Here is a 26,854-nt window from a genome sequence, read left to right on the forward strand (position 1 = left end):
AAAACCCACCGCCGCCACCTCCACCGCCGCTTGCTGCTCAAACATCGGCCGATGAACCAATGATGAGTCAAGATGATGTCTCGTTCGATTCTGTCACGATTATGTCGGAGCTTGGGATTACCAAACATATGGTAGATGATTCCCAGCACCATACGAGATCCCCTTCCGTAAATAGTTATATGGATAAGTTGGGAATTCACGATGCCCAAGAGCATAGTGATACTTCAGAGCAACATGCACTTCCTGACGATATCGATGTGGTTTTAAATGATGCAGAACATATTTCAGAACCGCTGAAACCACATGTTGATGAACATAATGCGGAACTTCATCAAAATGATGAATCTGATTCTATTCATCATCGAGAGGATATTGAACATCATCATAATGATGACCCAACATTGCCGGATGACTTATCTAACTAACTTGAAAGGTCGTTGATTTGTGGAGTTGAAAGAGGAGCCCCTAGCAACTAGGGGCTTTTTGTCAGCTATCGTTCACCAAAGGCGCGACTGATATTTGTAAATATCGGCTTCCAAAGATATTGGAACACCGTTTTTTCGCCAGTGGTTATGTCAACTTCTCCGGTCATACCCGGTAACAGCGCGAATTTCTCTGGATCGTCTCTAAAGTAAGGCTTCTCAACCGCAATGGTGACCTCGTAGAAGATATTGCCTTTCTCATCCTTGCTGGTGGTAGGGGAGATGGACTCTACGACACCCTCAAGAGCGCCGAATCGACTGTAGTCGTAGGCGTCAATTTTGACTCTTGCGCTTTGCCCCTCGCTTACAAACCCTATGTCTCTTGGCGATAGTTGAGCTTTAAAGTCGGCGATGCCTCCTATTGGAACAATTTCGACCACGGTTCCACCAGGCTGAATCACGGTACCTACTCTTGTACTCGGTATACTTTGAACTAAACCTTGCAGTGGTGATGTCAAAATTGTATTAGTCAGTTTCGCCTCTCCGGAGCGAACACGGGCTTCTAGTGCAGAGAGCTCAGATGCGGCTTTGGAGCGCTGATCTGCTACCTCTACTTTGGCTTCTGCGAGCAACTGGGAGATCTTCTCATCGTTAGAATCCGCCTGTTTGATTAGCAGTGCTTTTTTGCCTCTCGCTTCTTCGATTTGCTGTTCTATGGAAGCCACTTTTTGCTGCATTTCAAGAACACGAAGTCGGGAAATATTACCGCTTTTTTGTCCTTTTTGGAGTATGACAAGCTCTTGTTTTGAAGCGCTCAATTGTCGTTCGTAGGCTGGAATTGCCCTTTCTGTACTGCGTAATTGTTCAGCGATTTGCTCAGCCTCTTTTTCTAGCACTATCCGTTTTTGATAGTAAAGAGCAACTTGAGCGCTGCGCTGAGCTCTTTGCTCTGCAACGAGTTCTGGATATTGGTTTTGGTAAGCGTTGAAATCTGGCTCGCGCTCGTCAATAAGTGAAGATAATCTTTCTATAGTTAAATTGAGAGAAGCTTGTTGAGCTTTCAACTCTTCCAAGGCTGTGGTTTGGAATGTCGCATCAAACTCAACCAATACTTGACCAGCTTCGACCATATCTCCTTCTGCGACAGAAATGGTTTTCAACTTGCCCCCAATATCACTTTGAATGATCTGACGCTCACCTTCAGGGACGACCGTGCCCTTCGCCTTCGCAATCTCATCAACTTGAGTGACCGCCGACCAGGTGCCAAATGCGATAACACACAAGGCGATTGAATAAGTGATTACGGACAATAGTTTTTTGGTCTGTTGCGATTCAATTGCTTCAGCATATTGAGATTTATTCATTGGCAGCGACCTCCATTGTGCTGTCACTATCATTCTCTTCATTCAAGGCGCCAAAGTAGGCGACAGCGCCTTGGTTTAAGACGAGAACTTTGTCTGCTAGCTTAATTAACTCGGGATCTTGTGAACTGTATAAAATCGTAGAGTGACCTCTTTTTGTATTAAGAAAGGTCTTAAACAGTTCAACTGACTTGGGCGACAAGTCATGAAGGGGGTTATCGAGCAAATAGAGTGGATAATGAATAGCGAGAGCTTTTGCTGCAATTAACATTCGAGCTTCAAAACGTGACAATAAATCATAGATACTGGCAGGCCAAAATTCGGTGAGTTTGGTATCAAGTCCCGCTGGCAACGAGTTAAGCCAATCTTTACCACCTGCTTGCTCAATAGCATGGATAATTTCTGCATCTTGGATCTCTTGTTTATCCGAGAACCATTCACGGATGTTAGTCAGGAGCACTTGAGGATGGGCAGCTTTGTAGAACATCCAATGACGATAGAGCAATGGTGCGTATTGGCTTAGGTTAATACCGTTGATATTAACGACGCCGTTTTGCACGGGCTGGAAACTTGCGATAGTGTCGATAAGGCTAGTTTTACCGCTGTTAGAGGGCCCGGTTATGGCAACGATTTCGCCTGGCTCTATGACGGCACTTACCCCACTAAGAGCAGGTTTCGCCTGTTTGGCATAGCGGAGAGTAATTTGGTCGAGTTCTATCCTTGGAGGTGAACTTGGCAAAGTATGATGTTGATAACGATATGCTTCTTCCGAGTTTAGAGTTAACGTTCGATTGATTGTCATTTGTGTTTGCTTAAGCTGCTGAAGCCTAAATGCGCTGTTAGCGAGGGTCTGGGCCGGCCCTGTAACTCGCGAAATCAACATCATGGTTGCGATCAGTCCACCTGCGGACATCACTTGGTTAAAAATTAAGTCGACGCCCAAGCCAACGACGGCAAGCGTCGAGATCACGCCTATGGCGTAGTAAATCGAGGTGTATTTCGCTTGGTGTACGGTCTGTTTGAAGCCATTCTGAGCGGCTAAGTGGTTTGCTTTATCGAACCGAGACAACCAACCTTCTAGATGCTGGCCACTGCGCATAAAGCCGAGGTGGGTAGATAGCTCGGCGATGAGCATTTGGCGATTGGTTCCTGCAATGGTGGATTGATTCGCTTTTAGAGCTGAATGTTTGATACTACTGCGAGCGACTATGTAGTACAAAGCAAGAGCGGTGATTGGAACAATGACTAACCAACCTCCCAATACAGCGATCGCTATGATGAAAAGCAGGACAAATGGGATATCAAATAGAGCATTTCCTAAAGGGCCAGCGAGAACCCCAGCGACTCTGTCTGCAAAACTCAATTGGTTCACTTGGCTTTGTTGAGGGGTTGCCTTACATACGTTGTAACTTCCGGTCAGTAGTTTTTTAATGAGCGCATCGGAAATTTCGCGGCTTATCCGATTGGCGACAGTCGTTAGAGTCTGACTTCGTACTACTCTGAGCAACCAGAGCATGAAAAATAGAATGCCTGCACCTATTGCAATACCCTGTAGTTCGTGGGCGGCATCACCACCAATGACATGATCGTAGATAGACATTGTGATAAAAGGAATCGCCAGTGCGAATAAGTTTGAAAACAAACTCGCTAATGCAACTTTTGGGACCACCGCTTTATAAGCGTCCAACCTTGTTCCCATCCAGTTAGGATCAGGTTTATCAGGAGGTGAATTCTCCAGTAAGATGGCTATGCTGAATTGTTTTAAATCTTGTGATGAAAAAGGTGTGTCATTGGTTACTTCGAACAAGACTTGGCTTTTGGGTTGAGCGATTACTAGTTGTTGGTCGGAGACCAATACTGCCACTTTGTAAGGTTTTGTCTGAAGTTGTTGCTGTGCATTGACGATTCGATAGGGCACATTGAGACGATCGAGCATACTCAAATAGTCTTCTAAATTATTGAGGCCATTTTCTTCTACCCATTGGTGAGCGAATACATCCACGTTGCTGTTTACTTCAAGTGCTCGGAGTGACAACAATGAGGCTGTTTCAATATTATTCATTGTTCTCTCCTTTCTCAAAGTTCGCATCTAGCTGCAATAAGATTGTGTTATTACAGATAGAGGTAAACGTGTGATTGAAACTGACTAGAAATATGGTTCGGCCGTTGTTCGCTTCTTGTTGGATGATTTCTGCTAACTTGGGCCAGGTATCAATGTCTAAGTCCAGCTCAGGTAAATCAATACAAATAATGGAAGTAGGGCGAGCGAGCTGAAAACAAATGTTGATCAAGCGGATACTGCTGTGACTTAACGGTATAGTCGGAAGATCCCCTAGCTTTGTTTCGAAACCATCAGGTAGCTGAGTGAGCACGTCATATAAGCCTAATGACTTGCTGTATGCCAAGGCACGCTCAGAAAGCTCGGGCTTGAACCCACATAGGTTATCTAAAATAGAACCTTGAAGAATAGATGATCTCGAACCTATATAAGAACTCGAATATTGACGCGACAGAGTAGAAGCTGCTTCACTATCAAACAAGACTTGACCGGCATGCTCATGACTAGCACCACCTATAGTCGTCAGAAAATGACTGGCGGCTTCCTTGTCTGAACAGGTAACTTGGCTGATTGAACCTGAAGAAATAGTGGCATCAACAACATAGGTTTTTGAGAAGCGTTCTATTGCTAGGTCATTCATATGTAGTGATGAAAAAGTTTGTAAAGCAGCCATCTTGCTGTGGTCTTGGGGGGAGAGTTTTAGTAATGCGTTTACACTTTGAATGGCGGTTTGCATATTGGCATATCGAATATTCAAACTAGTCAGTGCGCTAAGCGGTGCCACTGCTCGACCAGCTAAGATGGAACAAGCGGCAAGCCCACCGGTTGTTAGTTCGCCAGAAAGAACATGCGAGGCACCGGCTATGACTAAAATGACGGAGGTTCCTAGGGAGGCTAGATAGATACACTCTTGAGCGAAGGCGTTCTTTCGTTCGTCTTCCGAGTGAGTAAGTCGATGTTCCTGATTAATACCCTTATAAGCCGCATACGTCTTATACTCATTTGCTTGACGTTTGATACCAAGGATGTTTCGGTTGAGATTGAGTACAAAACCCGCTCTTGCATCCTCGGTAATGGCGTGCTCCAAGCTTCGTTGCTTTGCTCTTCTACCTGATAGCCAGACGAAGCTGAATGTAATAGCCCAAACGACAATAGGCACCGCCACTAAGCTCCCACCAACGTAGTAAACTAAAAATAGGAACAGCAGTGCAAAAGGTATATCTATCAGGCCTGATAGGAGGCCTCCCGAATAGAGGTCTTTGATTTTTGCGATAGCTTCTAATCCGTTCTGAACGCCTCCCACTTTTAACTGCTTAATTTCTTTGGTGGGTGACGTTGCTAACGCTCGAACTGTTTCCGCGTAACGTTGCTGTTCGAGCATGGAAGACTCTGCGGCCAGTACCCTAGAGCGGACGTATCGAAGTAAAGCGTCAAGTAAGACCGCTATTGTGGCGCCTGCTAGTAGCAACGTTGCCGTGCCGTAGCTTTGGTTTGGAATAATGCGGTCATAAATCTGTAGTACCGTTAAAGGAACGGCAAGAGAAAGAATATTAATAAGCACTGATGGTAGCAGCACTTTTTTTATGCCTTGAATACCTGAGGAGAATGTTGTGTCCATACCTAGCTCATTTCTTTTCCATATCTTCTAAGACTCGGACAAAAGCAGCGATATTTCAAATAGTAAGGAAGGAAAAATTCACAATACATAGAGGTTTAGTGTTCTGCAGTTATTACTGGGATTAGCGTGCTTGAAAGCGATATCTAGTTTAAAACAGTGTTTGCGTAGGGAGGTTAAGTTATACAGGTGCGAAATTGTCTATAAAGAAACTTCTAATAATATAAGTGTTAATTATTTGTAACTGAGATGTCATAATTTGAATGCATCATAGCGGCCACAATAGTAATAACGGCCAATTTAATGGCCTTTTCTTTAGTATAAAGGAAGTCAAAGTGAAGCATTTTAATCGAACTCAAGATCAAAGATCACTCGGCCAAGAACCAGAATTCAATCGATTTGTTGAAGCCGCTATGTCGCGTCGTCGTTTTCTAAAAGCAACCGGTGCAGCTGGAACGGCTGGCTTTTTTGCTGCAAACCCTATTGGTCAAGCTGTTGCTAAGACGATGCCAAGCAAATCGCAGTTAATTGGCTTTGATGCTATACCTATTTCAACATCCGATACGGTTGAAGTACCAGAAGGTTATCAAGCAGATGTATTGATCTCTTGGGGTGATGCTATCAAAAAAGGTGCACCAGCGTTTAGTCAGTCGAACAATGCACAGGCACAAGAACTCCAATTTGGTGACAACAATGACGGCATGACGTTTTTCTTAATTTCCAGCGATAGAGCTGTTCTTGTTGTGAATAACGAGTACACCAATAACGAGTACCTTTATGAACATCAAGGTAACAATATTTCTGAAGATGATGCTCGAAAAGCACAAGCAGCGCATGGGGTGTCGGTTGTTGAGTTAGAAAAGAGCAATGGCAAGTGGCAAGTGAATGTAGATGGTCGTCTGAATCGCCGAATCACTGCGTACACAGAAATGGAAATGACGGGTATTGCTGCCGGACATGAACTGCTTCAAACCAATGCTGATAAGTCAGGTAAGAAGATACTTGGTACGTTTAACAACTGTGCTAATGGACAGACGCCGTGGGGAACCTACCTGACGTGTGAAGAGAACTTTAATGGTTACTTCGCCAATACTTCAGGTAGTGAATTAGGTGACAGCTATAAGCGTTATGGTCTGGGTAATAAAGACAGAGGGTATGATTGGTATAAATATGATACTCGCTTTGACATGGCTAAAGACCCCAATGAACCGCATCGCCATGGCTGGGTTGTAGAAGTTGATCCGATGAATCCTAATGCAACTCCCAAAAAGCGCAGCGCACTCGGCCGCTTCAAGCACGAAAATGCGGCGTTGACTATCAATGACGATGGCTATGTAGTGGTTTATTTAGGTGATGATGAACGTGGTGAGCACTTGTATAAGTTCATATCCAAGAACAAATACGTAGCGGGTGCAGATTCTAATCGTGATCTCCTTGAGGAAGGAACGTTATACGTCGCTAAATTCACTGGGACAGAAGGTGAATTGAGCGGAACCGGTGAGTGGTTGGAACTAACATGGGGCAAGAATGGCCTAACACCTGAAAACGGCTTCCCTGATGCGGCTTCAGTGATGATTTTCGCTCGCGAGGCTGCTACACAAGTTGGTGCGACGACAATGGACCGCCCAGAATGGGTAGCTGTACATCCGGACAATCAGTCAGTGTTCTGTACTCTGACCAACAATAAACATCGTGGGGTTAAAGAATCGCAGCCACTGAATGCGGTTAACCCAAGAGAAAAGAATCCATATGGCCACATCGTTCGTTGGAAGCCGACGAAAGGTGATCACTCAGCAGGAACGTTTAACTGGGATATTTATGTACTTGCGGGCAATCCTGAAGTACACGAAGCTGGTTTAATGGCTGGCAGTGACAACATCAATAAAGACAACATGTTCAATAGCCCTGATGGAATTGGCTTTGACCTTGCTGGAAGGTTATGGATTCAAACCGATGGTAAATACTCAAACAAGGGTGATTTTGCGGGTATGGGCAACAACCAAATGCTTTGTAGTGACCCACAAACGGGTGAAATCCGCCGTTTCCTGACTGGCCCAATTGCTTGTGAGATTACTGGGTTAACCTTCTCTCCAGACCATAAGGCAATGTTTGTTGGAGTGCAGCATCCTGGCGAAGACCTTGCGCCATCACATTTCCCTGAAGGTGGTAAGTCGATACCACGTTCATCTGTAATGATGATTACGCGTACAGATGGCGGTATCATCGGGGCCTAATGACGACCTAAAAAAGAGACTCTGTGTGAGTCTCTTTTTCTGTTCATTAGAGAGAAGAGGGAGCTGCTCCGTACTCATTGTCATAGCCACTCTTGAAAACGAAAAAGATGACTAAAATGAGAGCACCTAGCAAAGGAATCAAATAAAGGAACAACCACCAACCACTTCGACCTGTATCATGCAGTCGTCGGCACCCCACGGCCAAAGTCGGTACTAGTACGGCTAAAGAATAAAACGTACCAAATAACCCGAATTGCTCACTACCAGCACCAATAATTCTATCGATGATGTTGAACAGTAAGGCAATGACAAAGCTGACTAACACGTAACTCCAGTACTGCCTCCGCGTCGCTCGTCCGTTGAAGTTCGCATAGTTGTTCTTTAAGACATCAATGTAGTTATTCAGCATAAACACTCCGTGGTTTATAGGGATGCTTGGAATTTAGAGTCTAGTTTCTCCATTAACACTTCGCGCTTGAAAGGTTTTGGTAAATAGTCATCCATACCACTTTGATAGCATTTTTGAATGTCGTCATCGAGCACTGAGGCGGTTAGGGCAATAATATGAGTTTGCTTAAGATCATTCTCAGCTTCGAACTCGCGAATCGCTTTGGTCGCTTCAAAACCATCAAGCACAGGCATCATACAATCCATAAGTATAAGTCCAATACTCGAATAGTCACGTTGATAAACCTCAACTGCTTCTTGGCCGTTATTGGCGATAACAAAGTCGATGGATAGCTTCTTTAAATTTAAACTCACGATCTGTTGGTTTACTTTATTATCTTCAACAACCAGAATTCTAAAGGTTCTCTTAGGTTTTAGGTTGGTATCATTGCTGCTAGTCAATTCTGAAGGTGTTTTTGTCGTCTTAAGGTTGCGCAGGCTGTTAATCAATCTGTTACCAAATAGTGGCGATGTTAAAAACGCAGAGACCTTTAAGTTATTGGTATCAGCAGCTTCTTTGTTATCGCGCAATAGGACGATATCATGCTCTTTGAATTGTGATTGAACTGAGGAAAAGTCTACGTTGCTATCAAGAATAATGATCGTATCAGTGGTGAGTTGCAACGTGTTGATGTCTGATACAGCGGCTTGTGCGTACTTCACACCGTAACGCTTTAGTTCCGAAATCAACAATGGATTTGGAGAGTCTGAGAAGTATTGAACACGTAGCGATGGCTCATCACTGACACTATGACTATCGCGGCTGAATTCGAGGTCAAAGTAGAAGTGACAGCCTTTCCCTTTGATTGAATCAAGATGAATGCTTCCGCCCATCATTTCCACCATCTTTGCGCAGATGGCCAAGCCTAAACCCGTTCCTCCATAGTCTTTCGAGGTATCGGCGTCTTCTTGTTTAAACTCTTCAAACACGTGTTTCTGCTTCTCTTCATCAATGCCTATCCCTGTGTCCTGTATGGAAAAACCAATGGTGACACTATTTTCTTTCTGCGCTCTCAACTGCAGAGAGAATGCAATGCTGCCTTTTTCAGTAAACTTGATTGCATTGGAAGCTAAGTTCATTAATGTCTGGCGAACTTTTTGTTCGTCGGCTTTCACATAGTCGGGGATGTCTGCATCGATATCGATGAAAATATCGAGTTGCTTTTGTTGTGCTTTGGGGGCAATCAGTGCTGCGGTATCAAAGATCGTCTCTTTTATTGCTGTCGTGTGAGGACAAATCTCTAAATGACCAGATTCAATTTTTGAAAGATCGAGTATATCGTTAATTAGCATGAGCAGGGTCTGAGATGATGCGTTGATGGTCGTCAGATAATCTCTTTGGATTGCACTCAGCTTGGAGTCTCCGAGTATCTCAGTCATACCTAAAATACCATTAAGTGGTGTTCGAATCTCATGAGACATATTCGCTAAAAATGCGCTCTTAGCTCGATTGGCTTGTTTCTCGTGCTCTCGGGCATCAATCAGCTGTTTCTCTAATGAAGACGTTTGTCTTACAACATAGAGAAGGATGAGAATAATGGCAGTGATGAGCAAAATAGTGGCAAGGGATTGATGATTCTCATGCTTAACGATTTCGTTGTTTATCTGTTTTGGTAAGACATTAAATAAGGTGTTCAGTTTGCCTTCCAGCTTATGAATGGTGGCTCTGAGTTCACCAAGTTGTCCTTCTTGATAGGAGTAACCAAAATTCTCGTAGGCACTTTGCAGCGTATAAAACGCCAGTCGGAACTCTTGAAATTTAGACAGCAATTCGTACGAGGTGTACTGAGCACTTATTTCTGATTGCATTTGAACTAAGGTTCGTTCAATTCTTGGTAGGACAGTAGGCTCGAACTCTGCAAAGAACTGGTACATCAGGTCTTTGGTTGTAAGGGCAATATAATCAAGAGGTGTCGAATTAGCTTGAGTCAAGGCATATTCGAATGCGAGCGCCTTCTGCTTTAAATTATCAATAAGGCCAGTTTCATCCTCTGAACCATGAATAAGCAACACAATGTCAGCCATTAAGTAGAAGCGTTGAACATAGTCATCGACATAGGATAGGGCCTGCTGTCCATTGTAATCTGTGTTTAGTCCGGAATTAATAATGGTTGCATTGATCGACCCTAGCTGCTCCAAAATGTTTTGATAATCCGCTTCCATCTTCTCAAGATATATAGGGTCGACTCTATCAATAAAATCTTTTTCGTGGCGACGCATCATTAACATGTCGTTCGATGCGGTAAGAATACTCTTTTGCAGCGAAATCAATTGGCTTTTAGTGCTATCAACGGAATGCTGGGTATAGAAAAATAAGGCTAAGAAACTAAGAATGGCGCATGCGCCTAAAATGAGGGTATTTCGAATAGCCTGAGTGGGAGATAAGTTAGTGTTGCTCATCAATCCATATCCTTATGGTGCGACGTTTTTGCACGAAGCAGTGTAACTCAAAACGAGTAGTAACAAAAATGAAACAAAAGATGGAGTTAGTTCTCACTCGCTTAAATTTGGTCGATCAGAGTAAATGCTTTGTAGCAACATGTATTTTTGTGTATGCATGAGGCGATGGTATCGGGTTGAGGAATAAGATTTCATTAGTGCAAAGATGGTTGAATATATTATATAGCAGTGTTTTAGTTTTGTATGAAATAAAATAGACAGGAGATTATTCTGTTTATTTTATTGATGAGTGATTGCTCGATAAAATGACGATTACTTGTCTGTATTGACAATGATTTCGTGATGAAAATTTCCCACCCAAATCTGTGGCATGATGGGGAAAACCGCAACACTTAAGGGAATCCATGAAATTTTCACATTTAGCCCGAGTGGGCTTTATTCTTTTCTCGGCTAGCCATGCTTCTTTGCTTCTTGCACAAACATCAGATGGTTCATCATGGTATCGAGATATTGCTATTTCTCCGAACGGTGAGCAGATTGCATTTACTTACAGTGGCCAAGTCTGGGTAGCTAACGCAAAAGGTGGCGATGCGATTCCGCTTACAAGTGAGACGGTTTATAGCTCAAATCCTGTATGGTCTCCTGATGGACAGTCGTTAGCATACCAATCTAACCAGTATGGTCGGGGAGATGTGTTTGTCTTGAACATGAACACTCATAAATCTCAACGGTTAACTTTCCACGGTAGCGAGGATATCCCATATTCCTTTAGCGCCGATGGAAGCCAGGTCTTGTTTCAATCTTTTAGGATTGGTAATGGTGATAGCGAATTAAATAACGGATTTTTTGGCCGTTCATACAGACTCTACACGGTTCCTGCAAAGGGTGGTAGAGAACAGGTCTTGTTAGAAAACTCAGTGAGCAGTTATTCGGTCTCTCATGATGGTAGTCAGGCTTTGTATACCGATTTGCCTTCGTATACCGAACAACAATGGCGCAAAGGCGCTCAATCAGATGCAGCAAGAGATATCTGGAAATATGACGCTAAAACTCACCAACACACACAACTAACAACGTTTAGAGGTGAAGACCGAAACGCAGTTTGGTCTGAGGACGACCAGTCCATGTATTTCTTATCTGAACGGTCTGGTAGTTTTAACGTTTGGAAGCAATCTTTGACTGAGCCTGAAGGTGATGCTGTTGCCGTAACTCATCATCAAAAATTGCCCGTTAGGTTTTTATCGATTAGCACCCAAGGTGATTTAGCTTACGGGTTTGACGGCGGTGTTTGGCTGAAGAAGAAAGGCGATAAGGCAGCGCATGAAGTTGACATTAAGATACGTAAAGCGCGCAGTGATAGCAGTACTAGCAATGTGAACTTGGCTTATGAGATTACTGAACTAGCGGTATCACCAATAGCTCCAGAAGTCGCCGTTGTGGCTCGAGGGGAGGTGTTTGTTATTTCTACGTTGACCGGTGAGGCACGTCGATTGACGAATACCCCACAAGCGGAAAGAGACATTTCGTTCTCTAGTGACGGAATGACGTTACTTTATGGCTCTGAGCGAGCAGGGAATTGGGATTTATTTGCAAGTCATATAGGCGATCAAGATAAGAGCTTTCTTACGGCAAGTCAGATAACAGAACAGCAACTCACGGATACGCCGGTCGATGAGACCCAACCTGTGTTGTCTCATGATGACACACGCATTGCATACAGAGAATCAAGAAATACGTTAAAAGTAATGACTATTGAAGATGGCGCCAAAACGACACTTCTTAATAGCCAATCCATGTACTCCTATGAAGACTCTGATTGGCGTTATCAGTGGTCGCCGGATGATCAGTATATTGTATCTCGTGATGGTAGTACGTTAAGTGCCAATAATATTGTTCTGCTTGATAGCAAAGGCGAGAACAAACCCATCACATTGAGCTACAGCGGATTTGTTCAATCTGCGCCAAAGTTCTCTGATGATGGTCAGGTTGTTTACTGGACATCAGACAAAGACGGGCTGACAGAACTGGATGGCAGTACCGTAAATGGTGACGTATATGCGGTCACTCTAAATAAAAAGACAGAAGCGAATTTGGGCCTATCTCAAGACCAAGCGTGGTTAGCTGAGCAAGAAGAACACGCTGCTGCTCCAAACCATAAAACTCTGATTGATGTCAACGGCCTTCAAGATAGAATCCAACGCTTAACGCCTTATTCTATGTCAGTTTTGGCGAGTTACCTTTCTCCCGACAACACTGAAATGGTTGTTGCCAATCAACGAGGCGATGATATCGAATTTGTGCACCTGAACCTTTTAACAGGGGATCATGAAGTGATGTTCACACGCTCCGCGGACGACATCCAAGCCATGACGGTAACGCCCGATAGAACGATGCTGATGCTGATTGGTCATGGACAACTAGAGAAAATTGATTTGGCTAATGGTGATAGTGATGACATTCATTTTAGCTTGAATGCAGAATATGACTTTGCGAAAGAAACACAGTATATCTTTGACCATGTATGGCGCTTGACCAAAACCAAATTCTACGACAAGAATTTACATGGAGTCGACTGGGATTGGTATAGACAAGCGTATGCAAAACATTTAGGAAGCATACATAATTATACTGACTTTGCTCAATTGTTAAGTGAGTTGGCAGGTGAGTTGAATGCCTCACACACTGGTTCTACGTATAGAATGCATCCTGGTAGTTGGGAGTCGCCAGCATCACTTGGCATTATTTACGATGATAAATATCAAGGGAAAGGAGCAAGAGTTCGTAGCGTGTTACTAGGAGGGCCAGCAGATCTACCGAATAACCCGATTAAAGCAGGTAGCGTTATTTACTCGGTCAACGGCGCAGATGTTCAACCCGGTCAGGATATTTATCCATTGCTTAATAACCTGGAAGGTAAAGTAACTCGACTATCTGTTCTTACTCCTGGGAATAAGAAAACGATATCCGTAGCCGTTAAGCCGGTCTCGTTGTCTGACGAAGCGAAACTCTCGTATAAACGTTGGGTAACGGAGCGTGAAGTACTTACCAATAAGCTATCAAATGGGCGTCTGGGTTATATTCATATCCCTGAAATGGGTAACGACTCATACCGTCAACTGGTCAACAAATTGTTCGGTCGATATCGAGATAAAGAAGCGGTAGTTATTGACGTCCGATACAATGTCGGAGGGAACTTACACGATCAAATAATGAATCTATTATCTGGTGTAAGACACAGTTCTGCGGTTTCGAGAGATGGCTATTCAGCAGGCTCTTTTCCACTTCGACGTTGGGCAAAACCTAGTATTATGTTAGCGAATGCATCGAGTTACTCAGATGGTTCAGTTGTACCTTACTTTTATCAGAAAGAGGGAATTGGAAAACTAGTGGGTGAACGCGTACCAGGAACAGGAACTTACGTGCTTTGGGAAACTCAACAAGAACCATTGTTAGAATATGGAGTGCCTCAACTCGGTTTCAAAAATGATCAGGGTAAGTGGTTCGAGAACAATGAGGTGAAGCCTAATATCTTGGTTTATAACTCACCTGACGACGTCGCTTCTGACAGAGACCGCCAACTAAGCGTTGCTATTAAGGAGTTGCTGGCGAAGCTGAACTAAGATAGGCAGTTACGTATAAGTGCGTAGTTTGAAGGCCCTTGGACTTTGAGTTCAGGGGCCTTTTCACTGGAAGGAGGAAAAACACGCTCTCGTATAAGGCATTGATGTTAAAGCGCTGTGAGACTTTGTGAAAAAGATCACGTCTTTCATGAAAAGCACCAAAATAATGTGTATTGCATCAGTATGGTGCTGTGAGTATATATAACTATATCCGGCGATTTGCATTGGATGATATTTAAGCTTTAGCTCTAAATAAATATCTCATATCTTTCAGTGATCTATATTATTCAATCTAAGAATAATGTGCTAGGAACGATGAATTGTAATTGAATGTTATATATAGATACTAATCATTAATTTGGTGCATGGCTGGTGTCTATTAATACGACCATAAATTAAAAGTTACTGTTATTTAAGGGTTTGATGGGAGAGTGGATATGGATTTTACTTTAAGGGTAAGTAGGGAATAAAATGTAATTTAGTGATTTCATGATTGTGATCAGTATCTAAGTACTACGCCGTATAAAAATTAAAGGGTGATTAAATATTAAGATTTCATTAATTTAATATCCATAAGTCAAAGCGTAATAAAAGCTCATTAATATAAATAATCAAGTTAGCCATCATAATAAATGCGCAAATTAGGACGTCAGAATTTAGTTTGTTTACATCAATAGCTAAATGCTAGTTGCTAGGAATGGAGTCATTAATGAAGAAGCTCGCAATAATCACCGGTTCAAAAGGCGGAATTGGTTCCGCAATATCATCTGCAATTGTCGATAAAGGATATCGTCTGATTGCTACCTATAATACAGGTAACTACTCATGCGCAAAGGAATGGTTCGACAGCAAAGGTTTCACAGAAGACCAAGTAAGGTTGTTTGAACTGGATGTTACGAATACTGAGGAGTGTAAAGAAAAGCTAAATCAACTGCAGCAAGAAGAAGGGACATTTGATCTGGTCGTAAACAACGCCGGTATCACCAGAGACGGCCAGTTTAAGAAAATGAAAGCTGAAGCATGGTTTGATGTCATCAACACTAATTTGAATAGTGTTTATAACGTGACGCAGCCTCTTTTCGCGGCTATGTGTGAAAAAGGTAATGGCCGTGTCATCAATATCTCATCGGTAAATGGTCAAAAAGGCCAGTTTGGCCAAGCGAATTACGCTGCAGCTAAAGCTGGGATGATCGGCTTTACCAAAGCGCTTGCTTCAGAAGGTGCTAGATCTGGAGTTACAGCAAATGTTGTTGCCCCTGGTTATACAGGCACGCCTATGGTTGAGGCGATGCGTGAAGACGTTCTCGATTCCATTAAAAGCACCATTCCACTGAAACGCTTAGCGAAACCAGAAGAAATCGCCGCCACGGTAGCATTTTTGGCAAGCGAAGATGCCGCTTACATCACAGGTGAAACGGTTGCCATCAATGGTGGCCTATACATGGCGTAATCAAGGGAATACATAATGGAAAAAGTTTTTATTGTTGCAGCAAAGCGTTCAGCAATTGGTAGTTTTGGTGGCAGCTTACAAAACCTTACTGCTGGAAAACTTGCATCGGAAGTGATTACTGGTGCGGTCGACGCCTGCGGTATAAGCGTTAACGACATTGATGAAGTAATTGTCGGTAACGTTGTAAGTGCAAATCAAGGTATGGGAGTAGGACGACAAGCTTCTATCTATGCAGGTATTCCAGCGGAAGTTCCCGCTTATACGCTAAACATGGTATGTGGCAGCGGAATGAAAACGCTAATGGACGCCGCATCACATATCAAATCAGGCGAGGCAGAAGTTGTTGTTGCTGCTGGTGTTGAGATTATGTCGCAAATCCCTTTTGCTATGCCAGCATCGGCACGCTCCGGCCACAAAATGGGTGATATTACTGCAAAGGACCTTCTCGTTTCAGATGGACTTACCGATATCTTTAATGCTTACCACATGGGGGTGACAGCAGAGAATATTGCTAAGGAAGTCGATATTTCTCGCGACGACCAAGATGCGTATGCCCTACTAAGTCAGCAAAAAGCGGCAGCAGCCATTGAAGCAGGGAAGTTTAAACAAGAAATTCAACCTATTGAGGTGAAAATTAGACGTCAAAGCGTCGAGTTTTCGACCGATGAATACCCCAAAATAGATGCGACTATGCAAGGCTTATCTAAGTTAAGGCCTGCGTTTGATAGAGAAGGTACAGTGACGGCGGGTAATGCGTCAGGCATTAACGATGGCGCTAGCGCTTTGGTTGTTGCTTCCGAGTCGGCGGTTGAACGCCTAGGATTGACGCCACTTTGCGAAGTCGTTACCTGCGCTCAAACCGGCATTGACCCCAAAGTAATGGGACTTGGACCAGTTCAAGCGGTGACTAAAGTGCTTAGTAACGCTGAGTTAACCGTAGAAGATGTTGATGTGTTTGAGCTTAACGAAGCGTTTGCAGCACAAGCATTAGGCGTTATACGCAACCTAGCGTCGCAGCATGGTGTGTCTGCGGAGTCCATTTTGCAAAGAGCCAATCCAAATGGCGGTGCTATTGCACTAGGGCATCCATTAGGAGCATCTGGTAATAGAATCATTGTCACTCTTATTCATGAAATGTTGCGTGAACAAAAAAATATCGGCGTTGCATCTTTATGTGTGGGTGGTGGTATGGGGACGGCAGTACTTTTGAAAAACTGCCAGTCTTAAAAGTTTTAATTGTTAATAGCTCAATACAGTGTTGTCGGATTCCCAAATATTAATGGGATAGTTATATAAAATTGGAATATATTTCCTAGGAGAAATAATCATGTACACGGATATCTTTAAAGTTTTCAATGAACAGTCTGAAAAAACGTTTGAACCATATGCAAAGTTCAACAAACTGATGACGAAAAATGTAGAGACTCTAACTGAATTACAACTTAATGCCATGCGTTCGTACAGTGAGCTGGGCTTAAGTCAAATAAAAGCGGCATCTGAAATTAAAGACGTATCATCATTAGCGATGTTTAATAGCCAACAACTTAATACACTGTCTCGTTTATCACAGCAAATGATGGATGACAGCAATAAGCTTCAACAAGTTGCGAAAGAATTCAAAGAAGATATTGAAGCTCTAACAACTGAGACAGTAAAAGCTAACACACCAGCTTAATGATTAAGCTTTGTTATTAGGGTTGCGGGGACACTCGTTCCCGCAACCTTTTTTGTTTTCCAAGAAAAGGGTTTTAACTATGTTTCAAAACTTCTTTTCGGACTACCTTGTGAAACTGCAGGAGAGCAACCAGCAATGGTGGAAAGACTTCGAGCAAGGCAAGGCAGCCGTTAATAGCCCTCTAAGTAAAGCAATGCAGGAACTCAATGCAGAGGATACTGCAGCTTTTATGGATAAGGCTTCACAGCAACCCGCTGCTATGTTGGACATGCAAACTAAATGGTGGACTCAACAACTAGAAATTTGGCAGCGAGTGGCACTGCAATCAAGTAAAGAAGAGGTCGTTTCTGTAGAAAAAGGCGACCGTCGATTTGAAGACGACGCGTGGAAAGAAGAAGCGTTTTATAACTTCATTAAGCAATCCTATGTTCTTTTCAGTAAGACTTATCTAGAGACCATCAACTCGGTGGAAGGTGTAGATGAGAAAATCAAAGAGCGATTGACGTTTTTCTCCCGACAAACGTTGAATGCACTCTCACCAACGAATTTCATTGCCACCAATCCTGAGCTACTTAAATTGACAGTTGAGCAAAATGGAGAAAACTTGCTTGCTGGACTACAGCAGTTCCAAGAGGACATCGAAGCAAGTGCAGATGTGCTGAAAATTCGTATGACGAATACTGAAGCATTCCAAATAGGAGAGCATGTTGCCAATACAGCTGGAGATGTCATCTATCAGAATGAACTGTTTGAGCTGATTCAATATCGTCCGGTTACAGAAGTGGTCAACTCTACACCATTGCTTATCGTTCCGCCTTTCATCAATAAATACTACATCCTTGACCTACGCGAGAAAAACTCGATGGTTAAGTGGCTGCTGGAGCAGGGTCATAGTGTATTTATGATGTCGTGGCGAAATCCTGGAGCTTCTCAAGCTAAGGTGGAGTTTGGTGATTACGTGACTAATGGTGTTGTTAAAGCAGTCTCTGCCATTGAATCCATCACCGGTAAAGATCAAATCAATGCTGCCGGATATTGTATTGGTGGTACTGTTCTCGCTTCCACTGTGGCGTACTATGCCGCCAAGCGCATGAAGAAACGGATTGTCTCAGCGTCGTTCTTTACCACGTTGCTTGATTATAGCCAACCTGGCGAAGTAGGAGCTTATATAAACGACACTATCATCAGAGCCATTGAGCTGCAAAATAACGCCATCGGGTATATGGATGGTCGCTCACTTAGTGTGACATTTAGCTTGCTTCGCGAAAACAGTCTGTATTGGAACTACTATGTCGACAATTACCTTAAGGGCAACAGCCCAGTGGATTTCGACTTGTTGTACTGGAATAGTGATAGTACTAATGTGACCGCAGCTACACATAATTTCCTACTAAGACAGCTATACCTTGAAAACAAGCTGATTCAGGATAAAGGCGTGAAAATTGGTGGCGTGTGGATAGACTTAGATAAGATACGAATCCCAAGTTACTTTATTTCCACCAAAGAGGATCATATTGCACTTTGGCAAGGAACTTATCGCGGTGCGTTGAAAATGGGTGGGAACAAAACTTTCGTATTGGGCGAGTCAGGGCATATTGCAGGCATCGTTAATCACCCCGCAAAAGAGAAGTATGGTTTCTGGACTAATTCTACTCTAGAAGAATCCGCTGAAGAGTGGATAGGGAATGCGGAACACCATAAGGGATCGTGGTGGCTACACTGGAACGAGTGGCTCAAGCAGTTTAGCGCAGAAGAGCAAGTTGAACCGTTTTCAACAGGCAATGAAGAATATCCTGTAGTGAGCAGCGCTCCTGGTCAATACGTGTTGCAAACTTTGCCAGTGGTTGATTCCCTGCCAGATAATGAACCGACCTAAAGTTCACATGATAATAAATGCAAAAGGACCGCTTGGTCCTTTTCTTCTTCCAGTATCACGCCTTTTTATCCGTAACATACTTTTTTTCTGTATAAGAAGTCTTAAGATTAGACCAAGAGTTAGTTGTTGAGAGGTTGGGATGGAAATAGAAACGTTAGAACAAAAAGTAAGCTATATCTACGGCCGAGAGATCGCGTTGGAGCTCGCCAAAAAATCATTTCCTAGAATGAATATCAAAATTGTCCAGGAAGCCATCATGGACACATTCATGCAAAAAGAATGGCCATTTGACCCCTCTGAAAATGAGCAATTAAAGCAACAGATGGAAGATCAGCGCAAAGAAACAGAGAAACAGCTAAAGCAGCAACAAACAGAATTTGAACAAGCTTTTTTCGAAAAAAATGGTCAGCGCGACGAAGTAACAACCCATAGCTCAGGTATTCAGTATGAAATACTAAAAGAGGGGAATGAGCTCGTTAGTGTTTCGTCAGGAACTCAGTGTAAGGTCAGACATAAGACTTGGCTTCTAAACGGACGTCAGGTTGATAGCTCTGTACATCTGCCTGAGCCGCTAACGATTTCTTTAAGTCACGCTCCTGTCTCTTGGTTAGTCGTGCTAAAACAGATGAGGCTAGGTTCTACGTGGCGCTTATATGTCCCAGCGCACTTAGCTTATAAAGAAGATGAACACCCTAGGATTCCAGAAGAAACTGCTGTTGTTTTCGAACTGAGTCTTGTGTCTATTTGATGGTTTAGATTATTCATCTTTAAATATAAAAATACCCAGTATTATGTGCTGGGTATTTTTATTTCATTAAGATGGTATATTGAGATGGCGATTAGGTATTAATATTTCTTATCTGAACTTTAAAAGAACATAATATTAGTTATATCTCAATGTGTTATATTGCATGCTGTTTTGTTGATTAAATGTAGCATCAAGGTTTTTGTTAACACGCCAATCGTAACAAAGTAAGTGATCCAAGTCACAGTGCAGAACCAGAAAACAAATTTGTAATTCTAATCGTCAGCGTCTAGCTGCTAATCTGCTCCGGCTTTTTGATGTCCCCATCTCTAAGCAATATAAAAATAAGGAGTAATTATGACTAATACCAAAAAACCAATGTCACTGACTACACGAGTGATTATCGGTATGGTTGCAGGTATTTTAACGGGCTTCGCGATTCGAAGCTTGTTTGCTGAGAACGGATTTGTAGACGCATACATCGTTAATGGTTTGTTCGAAGTTGGTGGTCAAATTTTCATCGCCAGCTTGAAGATGCTTGTTGTACCTTTGGTTTTTGTATCGCTAGTTTGCGGTACGAGTTCTTTGAAGGACGTAACCACTCTAGGCCGTTTAGGTGGTAAGACTGTTCTTTTCTATGTAGCTACGACAGCTGTTGCGATCACGTTAGCTCTGACAATGGGCACTGTATTCCAGCCAGGTGCAGGTGCAGACCTAACTGCCGCTAGTTCATTTGCCGCCGCGGAAGCCCCATCTTTAGGGCAGGTCATTATTGACATGTTCCCAACTAACCCTATTAGCGCAATGGCAGAAGGTAAAACACTACAGGTCATCGTGTTTGCTGTATTGTTCGGTATTGCGATTAGTGCCGCGGGCGAACCTGGAGAGCGAATCGCGGCTGTGTTCCGTGACCTTAACGAAGTGATCATGAAGTTGGTAGCCTTGTTAATGAACATCGCTCCTTACGGTGTGTTCTTCTTAATGGCTAAGTTATTTACTGGTCTAGGTTTAAGCGCGATCTTTAACCTTGCAGAGTACTTCTTCGTTCTAACGGCCACATTACTATTGCACGGCTTGGTGACGTACAGTGTCATGCTTAAGTCATTTACAGGTTTAAGTCCTGTTACGTTCTTGAAGAAGATGGAAGACGCCGTCATGTTCGCGTTTTCTACCGCATCATCCAACGCAACCATTCCTGTTACAATGGAAACAGCTCAAAATCGTCTTGGTGTCGATAACAAAGTATCGTCCTTTACTATTCCACTGGGCGCAACCATCAATATGGATGGTACTGCAATCATGCAGGGTGTTGCGACTGCGTTTATTGCTCAGGCGTTCAATATTGATTTAACTATGGGTGATTACCTGACGGTTATCCTGACAGCTACCCTTGCTTCAATTGGTACTGCGGGCGTTCCTGGTGTTGGTCTTATCATGTTGGCAATGGTACTAAACCAAGTAGGTCTACCTTTAGAAGGTATTGCATTAATCATGGGTGTTGACCGCTTATTAGATATGATTCGTACTGCCGTTAACATTACAGGTGACAGTGCAGTTACTTGTATTGTTGCCAAATCGGAAGGTGCATTGAATATTGATAAGTTCAACGATCCTGCTGCTGGTGAAAGCGAAGAAAAGGTTGAACTAGTTCGAAGCTAATTCAACGAAAGATAACAAAAAGGGGCTAATGATATTTCATTAGCCCCTTTCTTTTTTATCCTCTAGTTACCCAGCATTGCTAGCTCTATATCTCTTGAAGCTATATACAGCAAGACTTCCCCAAGCGAAAGCTTGAATCCAAAGTTGCGTCCATGCTCCACGTATTTGAGACCAATCGGCCCCCATTTGATTTAGCTTCAAAAAGCCATTAATCGCAGCTTGAGTCGGGAAGATTGCTGCAAACCATTTCATTGGCTCTGGGAGCATTTCAGTTGGCCATATAAAGCCAGCGGAAAAGATCAGAGGCATTGAGCTTAGCAGAACAACAACCGTCACTAGTTCTCTTCGCGGTGTTATGGCACCCAAGAATATGCCAATAAAACACGAGGTAAGTAAAAACGGCAACATTAGAGTCAGCAATTCGACGGGTTGAGCAAGTTTGCTGATGCCATACATCTCAAAGCTAGCACCGAAATAATACATACCAAGTAGGTAGTAGATAAGCGTAAGTACAATGCTGCGAACAGCCACAACAGATAACACTGATTGCGAACGCCAGTAACCTTTACCCTGACGTTGCGTGCCACCAACCAAACCGGACGCCATTGCGAGAGTTTGTTGAAGGATTAATACAAAGACTGCTGGCACAACATAGTCTACATATCCCATTCGAGGGTTAAAGGTGGGCTTGGTGTTAAGCTGAGTCGCGGCATACTGTTTGCTTGCCAGTTCCAGAGGTACACCATCGATGAGCAATTTGGTTACTTTGGCTTTTGCTGCCAATGTTCCGCCAGCTTGCGCTAGACCCTCAACCACGGTTCCATAAACCAAAAACAAAGCGGCATCGCCGGCGTAGGCAAGTACTGGACTTTTTCCTAGCATAAGGTTTTTGTAGAAATGCTCAGGAATCACCAAAATACCTGACACTTCCCCATTCAAAAAAGCTTCCTTCGCAGCAGCAATAGTGTGGTCTCGCTGTACCACTTTCACATTTGGTGTAGCGTCGACCATCCGTTCCAATTGAAAACTGGTTTGACTGAGATCTAAGTTGACTACGGAGATTGGTTGTTCTCTTGGCGTTTGCTGAGTGTAGGGAAGAGGGTATAAGAACGAATAGAAAATCACACCACCAAATACTGTCAGTACTACTACCGGATTGGTGAGAATGGCTTTGAGTTCGAGTTTTACATGTTCTAACAGCGTCATGCTACTAACTCCTTACTCATATGTTTTTTAATTAATACAGACGTTACTACCAATGGGATGATGTAGCCTAACATTGGTACTAGGTGAGAAAGCGACTGAAGTGGAGTGACGCCGTAACTTGCTTGACTTACTTGAACTTCAATGTAATGACTGATTGGTAATAACTCACGCCAGAACAACGCGAGGGGATTCATGTCTGTCGCCGGAAAAGTAATTCCCATAAATGCAAAACTTGGTGCGGTAAATGCGCCAGCAAAACTCATTGCACGTGCAGCATCGCAAGTTAAGAAAAAAAACAGCGCCGCCATTATCATGCAGGTGACCGTTGTAACGATCTGCGCAAAGAAGAGCACCAGCCAACTGCCTTCCATAGGCCATCCAATTAAGTCGTAAAACCAAACTAAAAAGAAAGTACCTTGCAACAAGAACCAGAGGAAATAGGGGAACAAGGTTTGTACTAATCGGGAGATTGGTTTCTCTTGCCCTAACCAAGGAGCGAGTCCGGAGATTCGATAGTTTGCACTCAACACTAGTACAGTGAACGACACAATAGCGATTTGCCAAATTGCTGGAACGATAGCACTCACTAGGAACTGAGCATAGTTAGTGCCTTTATTGAATAGTGGTGTTATCTGGGTTCTTACGTTGACCGCTTTACCCATTGCAGCAGCGCCTGTTGTGTCGCCTTTTGCTAGAGCTTTGACGACTTCAACTTGAGCATTAAAGGTACCTTGCGCTTGTAGAGCCGCAGAATTGATCAAACGTCCAACGAGTATGTACTGACTGTTATAGAACAAGGTCACTTCTGGACGTAGTGATTTCACGACGGCTTTATCAAAACCATGCGGAATCGTCAGAATCGCGTAGATGTCACCTTCAATAAGAGCGTCCCGAGCTTGGCCAATATCATCGTACTGATGATCTACACTCATCATTGAAGTGGCATCGTAGTTTCGAATTAGCTTTTGCGACAACTGACTTTTACTCAGGTCTACAACACCAATCGGTAAGTTGCTGGCGATCCCTTGAGAGAAAATCCAATAAATCAAAAGGCATAGAATCATCGGTACCCAAGTTAGGCAAGATAATAGCCATTTATCGTGACGTAGAATTTGCCATTGACTGTGAAACTGACTTTTCGCGAGCTTTCGTTTAGCTAACGTTGGAAAAGAGTGAGGCATAATGGCTTCCTACATTTCTACCACTAAGCTCATACCCATACGAAGCGGTACATCTTTATCTACTGGACGAGCTTCAACTTCAAAAGTCCGAAGATCGAAACCTTGGGTTGCATCAGTTGAGCGCCATGTAGCAAAGTCACCCATTACAGCAACGTGGAACACTTTAAAGGTAATGGTTTCATCAAGTGCAGGTAAGTAAGCGTTAAATTCTTTACCTTTCTCGAACTGGCTTAAAAGATCTTCACGTACATTCAGTACGGCCCATGTGTCTTTGGTATCAATAACCGTAACAACAGGGAAGCCTTGAGGCGCTAGTTCACCGCTGTGCAGCAATACTTGCGAAACTTCACCATCAAACCAAGAATGGATTTTAGTGTCAGCTGCATAAGCTTCAACTTCGGCTACCGCACCTTCCGCCATTCGAGCTTTTTCTGCCGCCGCTAATTTTGTTTCAGAACGCGCCCCTTCTTTGGTCATCTGGTACATCTGAAATGCTGCGCTTTCAGTGTATTTGGCCGCTTGCCATTGAGTCATGGCTTCATCACGTTTCTGCTCAGCTACCACACCATCTTTATATAGGTTGTTAACTCTTAGATACGTTTTCTCAAGTAATGCAGCAGCGGCTTTTGCTTTGCGCCATTGGTCTTCTGCAGCTTGAATCTGTTGTTTACGAGCGCCTGTTTCTGCCTCTTTGGCAAGCGCTCCCGCCGCTTTTTGTCCGGCTACGGCTTGCTCAAGTTTGGCTTCGATTTCTGGGCTGTGGATGGTGAAAATGAGTTGGCCTTCGGCTACTTCGTCACCTTTTCGCACCAATACTTCGTCAATACGGCCTGGTACTTTTGATGAAATGCTATATTGCTGAGACTCGATTTGCCCTTGAAGACGAAATGGAGGTGTTTGATAGGCATCATAGAACTTGTATCCAACCCAACCAATAATCGCAATCGTACTTAATGTCAGTAAAGTAGGTTTTACCTTGTTCATGATGCATCCTTCGTTCTTAGTTGAGCTGGGGTAATAGCGTTGTATTTATACGTAGAAAAGTTGTTCATCTCGCTAGAAAGAGCGAGTAATTTATTTAGTGACAGTAAGTACTGGAAGCTTGCGGCGTCTTGCTGGGTCTTAACGCTGGCAAGATAAAGTTCAGCATCGACCACATCGAGAGAGCGACCTAATCCTTGAGAAAAGGCCTTTTGGCGCAGCTTGAGGTTCTCCTCTGCAAGTTGAATACTGGTATTCAACCCTTGCACTTCATCGAGTGCTTGCTGCGCTTCCAAGTAAGTTTTCTCAACTAAGACACTTAAGTCTTGTTTCGCTTGTTTCTTTAAAAATTGTACTTGAGATACCGCACTGTTAGCCGCTTTCATTTGCTCACTGCGACCTGTGTTCTCAAGGAGTGGAACACTTACACCAATACCAACTAACCAATCTGGCTTCAGCTGTCCGGCCAATGAATCGCCGTGATACAGGCTATAGTCACCGTAGGCGTATACTTCTGGGAAATATTTACCTTTCTCTGCCTTCATCAAGCTACTTGCTTGTTTCTCTTTCGCATCAAGAATGGAAAGACCAGGGTAGGTGTCTAGGGTTTGATCGACGAAAGCATCCAGAGGTGGCAGGTTTTCGTTGATAAAAAGCTGGTCACGAGGCTCAACGGTTTCAGATTGCCCTAAAACTTGGGTAAGGGCAGCTTCTGCGATATCCAGACCGTGCTGTGCTTTTTTACGCTCCACCACCGCTTTCGCTAATGATGCTTCTGCTTGAAGGCGCTCAACTCGAGCAATTTGTCCTTGTTCTTCAAGTTTAATAGCGAAGTCTCGGTGCTTGGTTAGCCCTTTTTCTGCCGCCATTCTGGTATCAACGACATTGCGTGCAAGCACCACACTAAAATAGTACTTACTTAGATCTTCGTATCTAGCTTGAACTTCCATTGCAAGCTGGCTTTGAGCTTCTTCTTTTTTACCCTCAGCAGCTGTTTGAGCCGCCGTGATTCGACCGCCCGTAAAAATCGGCCAAACCGCTCGGATTGAAGAGGTGAAAATGTCTTGGTTTTCAATAGTGGAAGTAACACCTCCTAAGATTTGGTTGAGAGCCTGTCCAAGAGCAGGAGGAAGTGCAGGACCACCACTGAGGCTATCAGCAAACTGAGACCCATTTAGAGTGACATCTTGATCCAATCTAGTGTAGTTAGCACCAACCGTGACCTTAGGTAGGTTTAAGCTACTGCTTGCGTCTTGTAAGTGCCCATATCGTTCTACGTTAGCTCGTTGTGCGGCTAGAGAATTATTGTTTTGTTGAAGCAATTGCCAGGCTTCATCAAAGGAGACTTCGGCAGAGTAACCGCCGAAAGAAAGCGTTCCTAGCAATGCGCCCACAACCAGCGGTAGGGACCTTATCTTCATGTTTGCTCCAAAACAGATGTTAATAAATTGATTAGAGTATATGCTCTAATAAAATGGTGTGCAATAACCTAACTATAGATGTTTTTTCGTGTGCTATGCGGTTAAGTATCTGTTATTTAGAAGCTAAACGATATATTTTCATGACTGATAATAAAAAAAGCAACTTCACATTACGTGCTGTTGCTTTTTTAAAATCAAACGACCTTAATCATTTGATGGACAAACGTAGCCTGCCCTCCACATTAAGTCTTTTGCTTGAAGCAGTTCTTTTAAGACTTCACTGCCTGACATTTGTGGTGAAGCGAACGAAACTAGAATCTCATGTTCTAGTTCAGATTCTTGTGAGTTTGTTGCTTGATATGCCCTGACGTGAGTAAATGTAGCGCGTCGATTTTTCGACAGCAGCGCCCGATTAAGGCAAATTCCAAAACAGTCCCGTTCCATAACGACGTTCCTTCTTACGTTGTATATTGCGCTCTGCACAAGGGTTACTGCGTTTTCA

Annotated in this window: 19 protein-coding genes; 9 read left to right on the top strand and 10 right to left on the bottom strand. The window is 43.3% G+C overall.

All coding sequences use genetic code 11. The features are described 5' to 3' along the window. Positions 1-425, top strand: a 425-nt coding sequence (locus AWH66_RS25985) for a hypothetical protein (RefSeq protein ID WP_167360969.1), incomplete at its 5' end; no start/stop codon positions are given. A gap of 65 nt (positions 426-490) precedes the next feature. Here the strand turns inward: AWH66_RS25985 and AWH66_RS18490 are convergent. From AWH66_RS18490 to AWH66_RS18500, 3 genes are read right to left on the bottom strand one after another with little or no spacing between them, the layout of a single operon-like run. Continuing rightward, on the bottom strand, positions 491-1,786 hold the full coding sequence (locus tag AWH66_RS18490) for an HlyD family type I secretion periplasmic adaptor subunit (protein WP_063606779.1): 1,296 nt from the start codon (positions 1,784-1,786) through the stop codon (positions 491-493). Beyond that, positions 1,779-3,845, bottom strand: a complete 2,067-nt coding sequence (locus tag AWH66_RS18495; RefSeq protein ID WP_063606778.1) for an ABC transporter transmembrane domain-containing protein — start codon at positions 3,843-3,845, stop codon at positions 1,779-1,781. The genes AWH66_RS18490 and AWH66_RS18495 overlap by 8 nt, the downstream gene beginning before the upstream one ends. Next, positions 3,838-5,460, bottom strand: a complete 1,623-nt coding sequence (locus AWH66_RS18500; protein WP_063606777.1) for an ABC transporter transmembrane domain-containing protein — start codon at positions 5,458-5,460, stop codon at positions 3,838-3,840. Before AWH66_RS18500 ends, AWH66_RS18495 begins: the two co-directional genes overlap by 8 nt. Before the next feature lie 410 nt (positions 5,461-5,870). On the opposite strand from AWH66_RS18500, the gene AWH66_RS18505 reads away from it, so the two are divergent. Further along, on the top strand, positions 5,871-7,691 hold the full coding sequence (locus tag AWH66_RS18505) for a PhoX family protein (protein ID WP_206360061.1): 1,821 nt from the start codon (positions 5,871-5,873) through the stop codon (positions 7,689-7,691). Positions 7,692-7,737: 46 nt separating this feature from the next. On the opposite strand, the gene AWH66_RS18510 is transcribed toward AWH66_RS18505, so the two are convergent. Then, entirely contained in the window at positions 7,738-8,100 is a 363-nt protein-coding gene (locus tag AWH66_RS18510; RefSeq protein ID WP_083400070.1) for a DUF805 domain-containing protein, read from the bottom strand. Between the two features lie 14 nt (positions 8,101-8,114). Continuing rightward, positions 8,115-10,538 carry a hybrid sensor histidine kinase/response regulator gene (locus tag AWH66_RS18515; protein ID WP_063606775.1) on the bottom strand — a complete coding sequence of 808 codons (2,424 nt, stop codon included), beginning with the start codon at positions 10,536-10,538 and terminating at the stop codon, positions 8,115-8,117. A gap of 404 nt (positions 10,539-10,942) precedes the next feature. Here AWH66_RS18515 and AWH66_RS18520 point away from each other — a divergent pair, with 404 nt between their 5' ends. The 7 genes from AWH66_RS18520 to AWH66_RS18550 all read left to right on the top strand — a co-directional run bounded on the left by AWH66_RS18520 (position 10,943) and on the right by AWH66_RS18550 (position 21,563). Then, on the top strand, positions 10,943-14,158 hold the full coding sequence (locus AWH66_RS18520) for a S41 family peptidase (protein WP_063606774.1): 3,216 nt from the start codon (positions 10,943-10,945) through the stop codon (positions 14,156-14,158). Positions 14,159-14,867: 709 nt separating this feature from the next. Next, positions 14,868-15,608: an SDR family oxidoreductase gene (locus AWH66_RS18525; protein ID WP_063606773.1), complete on the top strand. Its 741-nt coding sequence runs from the start codon at positions 14,868-14,870 to the stop codon at positions 15,606-15,608. 15 nt (positions 15,609-15,623) lie between these two features. Continuing rightward, a complete protein-coding gene (locus tag AWH66_RS18530; RefSeq protein WP_063606772.1) occupies positions 15,624-16,835 on the top strand; it encodes an acetyl-CoA C-acetyltransferase in 1,212 nt (403 codons plus the stop codon). Positions 16,836-16,935: 100 nt separating this feature from the next. Next, complete coding sequence (locus AWH66_RS18535; RefSeq protein ID WP_063606771.1) at positions 16,936-17,283, top strand: phasin family protein; 348 nt, start codon at positions 16,936-16,938, stop codon at positions 17,281-17,283. 79 nt (positions 17,284-17,362) lie between these two features. Further along, positions 17,363-19,159 carry a class I poly(R)-hydroxyalkanoic acid synthase gene (phaC, locus tag AWH66_RS18540; protein ID WP_063606770.1) on the top strand — a complete coding sequence of 599 codons (1,797 nt, stop codon included), beginning with the start codon at positions 17,363-17,365 and terminating at the stop codon, positions 19,157-19,159. Positions 19,160-19,298: 139 nt separating this feature from the next. Continuing rightward, positions 19,299-19,907 carry an FKBP-type peptidyl-prolyl cis-trans isomerase N-terminal domain-containing protein gene (locus AWH66_RS18545; RefSeq protein ID WP_063606769.1) on the top strand — a complete coding sequence of 203 codons (609 nt, stop codon included), beginning with the start codon at positions 19,299-19,301 and terminating at the stop codon, positions 19,905-19,907. 354 nt (positions 19,908-20,261) lie between these two features. Further along, positions 20,262-21,563: a dicarboxylate/amino acid:cation symporter gene (locus tag AWH66_RS18550; RefSeq protein WP_063606768.1), complete on the top strand. Its 1,302-nt coding sequence runs from the start codon at positions 20,262-20,264 to the stop codon at positions 21,561-21,563. Between the two features lie 66 nt (positions 21,564-21,629). Here AWH66_RS18550 and AWH66_RS18555 read toward each other — a convergent pair whose 3' ends face one another. The 5 genes from AWH66_RS18555 to AWH66_RS26165 form a co-directional block, all read right to left on the bottom strand. Next, positions 21,630-22,769 carry an ABC transporter permease gene (locus tag AWH66_RS18555; protein ID WP_063606767.1) on the bottom strand — a complete coding sequence of 380 codons (1,140 nt, stop codon included), beginning with the start codon at positions 22,767-22,769 and terminating at the stop codon, positions 21,630-21,632. Then, the gene (locus tag AWH66_RS18560; protein WP_063606766.1) at positions 22,766-23,950 is read right to left on the bottom strand and encodes an ABC transporter permease; all 1,185 of its coding nucleotides are present in this window, start codon (positions 23,948-23,950) and stop codon (positions 22,766-22,768) included. The genes AWH66_RS18555 and AWH66_RS18560 overlap by 4 nt, the downstream gene beginning before the upstream one ends. A gap of 9 nt (positions 23,951-23,959) precedes the next feature. Continuing rightward, positions 23,960-24,934, bottom strand: coding sequence for an HlyD family secretion protein (locus tag AWH66_RS18565; protein WP_063606765.1), 975 nt, complete (start codon positions 24,932-24,934; stop codon positions 23,960-23,962). Beyond that, on the bottom strand, positions 24,931-26,352 hold the full coding sequence (locus AWH66_RS18570; RefSeq protein WP_051647288.1) for a TolC family protein: 1,422 nt from the start codon (positions 26,350-26,352) through the stop codon (positions 24,931-24,933). Before AWH66_RS18570 ends, AWH66_RS18565 begins: the two co-directional genes overlap by 4 nt. Positions 26,353-26,556: 204 nt before the next feature. Beyond that, positions 26,557-26,796 (bottom strand): hypothetical protein, encoded by a 240-nt coding sequence (locus AWH66_RS26165; protein ID WP_063606764.1) that lies wholly within the window; start codon positions 26,794-26,796, stop codon positions 26,557-26,559. Positions 26,797-26,854: the final 58 nt, after the last annotated feature.

The organism is Vibrio barjaei (assembly GCF_001639065.2).
Classification (GTDB): domain Bacteria; phylum Pseudomonadota; class Gammaproteobacteria; order Enterobacterales; family Vibrionaceae; genus Vibrio; species Vibrio barjaei.

Coding starts and splice junctions, on each gene's coding strand:
- AWH66_RS18525 (WP_063606773.1), top strand. CDS start 14,868: ATGAAGAAGCTCGCAATAATCACCGGTTCAAAAGGCGGAATTGGTTCC.
- AWH66_RS18570 (WP_051647288.1), bottom strand. CDS start 26,352: ATGAAGATAAGGTCCCTACCGCTGGTTGTGGGCGCATTGCTAGGAACG.
- AWH66_RS18505 (WP_206360061.1), top strand. CDS start 5,871: ATGTCGCGTCGTCGTTTTCTAAAAGCAACCGGTGCAGCTGGAACGGCT.
- AWH66_RS18490 (WP_063606779.1), bottom strand. CDS start 1,786: ATGAATAAATCTCAATATGCTGAAGCAATTGAATCGCAACAGACCAAA.
- AWH66_RS18530 (WP_063606772.1), top strand. CDS start 15,624: ATGGAAAAAGTTTTTATTGTTGCAGCAAAGCGTTCAGCAATTGGTAGT.
- AWH66_RS18515 (WP_063606775.1), bottom strand. CDS start 10,538: ATGAGCAACACTAACTTATCTCCCACTCAGGCTATTCGAAATACCCTC.
- AWH66_RS18495 (WP_063606778.1), bottom strand. CDS start 3,845: ATGAATAATATTGAAACAGCCTCATTGTTGTCACTCCGAGCACTTGAA.
- AWH66_RS18535 (WP_063606771.1), top strand. CDS start 16,936: ATGTACACGGATATCTTTAAAGTTTTCAATGAACAGTCTGAAAAAACG.
- AWH66_RS18560 (WP_063606766.1), bottom strand. CDS start 23,950: ATGCCTCACTCTTTTCCAACGTTAGCTAAACGAAAGCTCGCGAAAAGT.
- phaC (WP_063606770.1), top strand. CDS start 17,363: ATGTTTCAAAACTTCTTTTCGGACTACCTTGTGAAACTGCAGGAGAGC.
- AWH66_RS18550 (WP_063606768.1), top strand. CDS start 20,262: ATGACTAATACCAAAAAACCAATGTCACTGACTACACGAGTGATTATC.
- AWH66_RS18565 (WP_063606765.1), bottom strand. CDS start 24,934: ATGAACAAGGTAAAACCTACTTTACTGACATTAAGTACGATTGCGATT.
- AWH66_RS26165 (WP_063606764.1), bottom strand. CDS start 26,796: ATGGAACGGGACTGTTTTGGAATTTGCCTTAATCGGGCGCTGCTGTCG.
- AWH66_RS18500 (WP_063606777.1), bottom strand. CDS start 5,460: ATGGACACAACATTCTCCTCAGGTATTCAAGGCATAAAAAAAGTGCTG.
- AWH66_RS18545 (WP_063606769.1), top strand. CDS start 19,299: ATGGAAATAGAAACGTTAGAACAAAAAGTAAGCTATATCTACGGCCGA.
- AWH66_RS18555 (WP_063606767.1), bottom strand. CDS start 22,769: ATGACGCTGTTAGAACATGTAAAACTCGAACTCAAAGCCATTCTCACC.
- AWH66_RS18520 (WP_063606774.1), top strand. CDS start 10,943: ATGAAATTTTCACATTTAGCCCGAGTGGGCTTTATTCTTTTCTCGGCT.
- AWH66_RS18510 (WP_083400070.1), bottom strand. CDS start 8,100: ATGCTGAATAACTACATTGATGTCTTAAAGAACAACTATGCGAACTTC.